This window comes from Gluconobacter oxydans (assembly GCF_006539685.1).
GTDB lineage: Bacteria > Pseudomonadota > Alphaproteobacteria > Acetobacterales > Acetobacteraceae > Gluconobacter > Gluconobacter oxydans.
In genome coordinates this window covers 1-3,447 of record NZ_BJNM01000072.1, presented here as the reverse complement: position 1 = coordinate 3,447, position 3,447 = coordinate 1, and the positions used below count along the sequence as shown (strand labels likewise).

Sequence of the window (3,447 nt, the reverse complement as noted above, 5' to 3'; positions counted from 1 at the left end):
TAATGTCGCCAGATGGGCAGAGCAGGTGGAGGCCGAGACCCTTTTCCTGTCTGCCGTCACCGTCATGGAGCTGGATGTCGGTGTCATGCGGATCGAGCGCAGGGATCCCGCCCAGGGAAGCGTTCTGCGGAACTGGCTGGAGAACTACGTGCTACCCGAGTTTTCGAAGCGGGTACTTCCCATCGATCTGGCGGTCGCCCGCCGCTGCGCTCACCTGCATGTTCCGGATCCGGGCCCGGAGCGCGACACCCTCATCGCTGCGACCGGCCTGGTACATGGCATGACGGTCGTGACACGGAACACGGATGATTTCCGGTATTCGGGGGTGCCACTCTTCAATCCATGGAAAGCACCGCATGACTGATCACCGGCAAGACTGCAGCATGGCCGATTGTGAACCCCTGTTCGGCGAGGGACTGAGGCAGTTCGTGGATGCCTGCGCATATATCAACGCGGCCCTCCCAAACGAAGCGGAAGACGCCCCCTGGACAGTAACGGTGCATCGTCTTGCAGCGAGCGCTGCTGAGGCAGCGGAGAACCTTGAAAATCCCTCCGCAAGTGAGATTGCCCTATGGGCAGATGAGGCAATGAAAGTCCGCTAAGGGGGGAAAGCGGAAGGTCCGGTTTGCATACCTGGCTCATTGGAAGCGGACATTGGCTACTTTTAGCTTGAAACAGAAGTGGCCGAAGGTGTATCTACAATGTAGACACACAAAGGAGAGATCCAATGCATGGGATCGTTCGCAAATGGGGGAACAGCGCTGCCATCCGTCTACCAGCCAATATCCTTGAAGCGGTTCACCTACAGATCAATCAGGCTGTTGATGTCCGGGAAGAAGATGGGCGTATCATCATTCAACCGGTTCACCCTGCTGTCCTTTCGCTGGACACCCTGACTGCCGCCATCACGGATGATAACCGTCACGGTGAAGTGAGTTTTGGGCCTGAAATTGGCGGAGAGATCTGGTAAATGTCAGCATGGGTGCCAGATTGCGGAGACATCGTCTGGCTGGAGTTTGATCCTCAGGCAGGGCGTGAACAATCTGGGCATCGCCCGGCTGTGGTGCTTTCGCCAGTTAGTTACAACAAAAAATCTGGTATGATTGTTTGTTGCCCGACAACGACAAAAATCAAAGGGTATCCCTTTGAAGTGCCTTTGACAGGAGAGCCGACAAGCGTGGTTCTCTCTGATCAGGTTCGCAGTCTTGATTGGCGCGCCAGACGAGCAAAGCATAAAGGTCGGGTCTCCGAAAGAGAACTGGAAGCGGTGCGCGAACGAACAAGACTACTCGTCGGGTGAGGGGGGAGAGCAGAAGGTCGGCTATATGCGCTCGAACATCTTCGGAGCATCATTCCTTACCGGATCTATACCATCCTGACCGACAATGGGATCCAGTTCGCTGAACAGCCCCGTAATCGCAATACGGCCTGATCGCGTCCCATGCGCTTCGACATGATCTGTGAAGCTCATGGGATCACACACCGTCTGACAAAACCCAATCATCCATGGACCAATAGTCAGGTTGAGCGGATGAACCGGACAGTCAAGGAAGCAACCGTCAAACGCTTCCATTACAACAGCCATGAGCAGTTGAGGACACACCTCAACGACTTCATGGCAGTCTATAACTTCGGGCGAAGGCTCAAGCCCCTCAATGGGCTCACGCATTACGAATATTTCTGCAAAATCTGGACTTCAGAGCCAGAAAAATTCATCAATCCAACCGATCAAATCCCGGGACTAGACACCTACGGTCGGAGCCACGCTTGGCGTGAGGGAGAGAACCCGGCCCCACTGGCGCGACCACCTGTCCAACATCTTTCCAGCCCCCGGAAAAGTGACATAGGCGGGACATTTTGCCGCACTCGACCGGAAGGAGGTTCCCCGGGCCATGGCTGCTTTGACACAATCAGACGGTGTGCCGGCCAAGGTCACTCGTTTCATCTACTTGACGGCAGCACGGTCAGGAGAGGCACGGGGCACGGTTTGGTCTGAAATCGACTTCGACGGAAAGGTTTTGGCCATCCCAAAGAAACGGATGAAGGCCGGGAAGGAGCACCGGGTGCCGCTCTGTGACTCGGTGATAGATATTTTGAAGGAAGTCGCGCCACTCCGGGCGGAGCGACGCGGCGCCCTGCTGTTCCCGGGACAGAAGGCGGGTAAGCCTCTGTCTGATGTTGCAGTATCGAACGCTCTTCACATCGCGACCTAGACGAAGGCTGTCACGATACACGGCCTCCGGTCCACATTCAGGGACTGGACCGCCGAGGAGACGGACTATCCACTTGAGGTGGCAGAGATGGCTCTGGCCCATACCATCGGGTCAAGTGTTGAGCGGGCCTACCGGCGAGGCAATCTCTTTGCCAACCGCCGACAGATGATGGATGACTGGGAGAAGTGGGTGCAATCCTGACGCCACAATACGACTCTGCTCACGATACCGTTTTTTAATTTCTCTTATAGTAAGAATTCCCGAAACGGTATCGTTTAAGCAATAACTATTGAACCCACCGGACGTTATTTATGAATGTCACTTTGCTATAGGCAGAATCTAAATCTCGGTAAATGCCATGCTTTTGGGCAAATGCTTTTAGATAGCGATTGCAGGAGCCATCCCATGACACAACTTCAATATTCCAACCGTGGTTCACTGCGCGTTCAAGCTGCTTAATGAACCCTCTTCCATCACTATAGCCACTGCCATCTCCAGTAAGCAAAACAATAGTTTCTGGAGGGGACACATCTAAAATTCTATTTGCCATATTCAACTGGATTATCTCATCAACCGCGACTTCTCCACCGGACACCGCCCGCTCTTGTGTTTCAAGAGTTGCTCCAAGACTTTCAAACCGAGTCCAAAGCTGGTCATTATTGGGGGGAACCGATCCGCCGACAAAAGCATATGATACCGGACGTCCTGCACTCACGAAATCAAGCAATTTAGAAAAATGAATTCGAAATTCATTTTCATAACCCGGCTCTTTGACGCTGCATACGTTGCGTCCGGAAAGCCATATATTGGAATTATCCCAAAATATATTCACAGTCATAAATAACCTCATGCTTATTAAGAAAACTAGTTGGCTACACTAATCTCTTGTCAGTATGTGACAAGAGATGATTGGTAAGGTCTGGCACAACCTACAACCTACAACCTACAACCTACAACCTACAACCTACAACCTACAGCATGAAGGGCGACAGGTTGCGCGCTACACTGATGAGCGTCTGATGTGTCTGAAGGGTGTAGTCCGGGGCTGGAAGGTCATCACGACCCGTCCTGATATCTGCCTCTCTACGCCGCGGGTATTCCTATGTTTCGAACCCTCGTCTTCATGATTTTCCTGTTGGGGTTAGTCCTGACGACTTGGGCGCTCGCTTTTGGGTACGAGACTCTTTGCAATGTCCGATTTCAGTCATATCGACATAACTGTTCTATGTCTTAG

At 52.7% G+C, this 3,447-nt stretch carries 5 protein-coding genes and 2 pseudogenes; 5 read left to right on the top strand and 2 right to left on the bottom strand.

The genetic code is table 11. The features are described from left to right. From GOX01_RS12420 to mazF, 3 genes are all read left to right on the top strand, one after another. Positions 1-364: type II toxin-antitoxin system VapC family toxin (locus tag GOX01_RS12420; protein WP_141259271.1), on the top strand; the 364-nt coding region annotated here is incomplete at its 5' end. A 363-nt stretch (positions 365-727) separates the two neighbouring features. Further along, complete coding sequence (locus GOX01_RS12415; RefSeq protein WP_131973926.1) at positions 728-970, top strand: AbrB/MazE/SpoVT family DNA-binding domain-containing protein; 243 nt, start codon at positions 728-730, stop codon at positions 968-970. Continuing rightward, a complete protein-coding gene (mazF, locus tag GOX01_RS12410) occupies positions 971-1,300 on the top strand; it encodes an endoribonuclease MazF (RefSeq protein WP_003618720.1) in 330 nt (109 codons plus the stop codon). 21 nt (positions 1,301-1,321) lie between these two features. On the opposite strand, the gene GOX01_RS13365 is transcribed toward mazF, so the two are convergent. Beyond that, positions 1,322-1,471 carry a hypothetical protein gene (locus GOX01_RS13365; RefSeq protein WP_165919971.1) on the bottom strand — a complete coding sequence of 50 codons (150 nt, stop codon included), beginning with the start codon at positions 1,469-1,471 and terminating at the stop codon, positions 1,322-1,324. Positions 1,472-1,474: 3 nt separating this feature from the next. On the opposite strand from GOX01_RS13365, the pseudogene GOX01_RS13360 reads away from it, so the two are divergent. Continuing rightward, a pseudogene (locus GOX01_RS13360) lies at positions 1,475-1,741 on the top strand (integrase core domain-containing protein); the annotation flags it as partial. A gap of 136 nt (positions 1,742-1,877) precedes the next feature. After that, a pseudogene (locus GOX01_RS13335) lies at positions 1,878-2,213 on the top strand (tyrosine-type recombinase/integrase); the annotation flags it as partial. 286 nt (positions 2,214-2,499) lie between these two features. On the opposite strand, the gene GOX01_RS12400 reads toward GOX01_RS13335, so the two are convergent. Beyond that, positions 2,500-3,051 carry an NYN domain-containing protein gene (locus GOX01_RS12400; protein WP_165919972.1) on the bottom strand — a complete coding sequence of 184 codons (552 nt, stop codon included), beginning with the start codon at positions 3,049-3,051 and terminating at the stop codon, positions 2,500-2,502. Positions 3,052-3,447: the final 396 nt, after the last annotated feature.

Excerpts from the sequence above, each read along its gene's own strand:
- GOX01_RS12415 (WP_131973926.1), top strand. The coding sequence starts at position 728 with ATGCATGGGATCGTTCGCAAATGGGGGAACAGCGCTGCCATCCGTCTA.
- mazF (WP_003618720.1), top strand. The coding sequence starts at position 971 with ATGTCAGCATGGGTGCCAGATTGCGGAGACATCGTCTGGCTGGAGTTT.
- GOX01_RS13365 (WP_165919971.1), bottom strand. The coding sequence starts at position 1,471 with ATGAGCTTCACAGATCATGTCGAAGCGCATGGGACGCGATCAGGCCGT.
- GOX01_RS12400 (WP_165919972.1), bottom strand. The coding sequence starts at position 3,051 with ATGACTGTGAATATATTTTGGGATAATTCCAATATATGGCTTTCCGGA.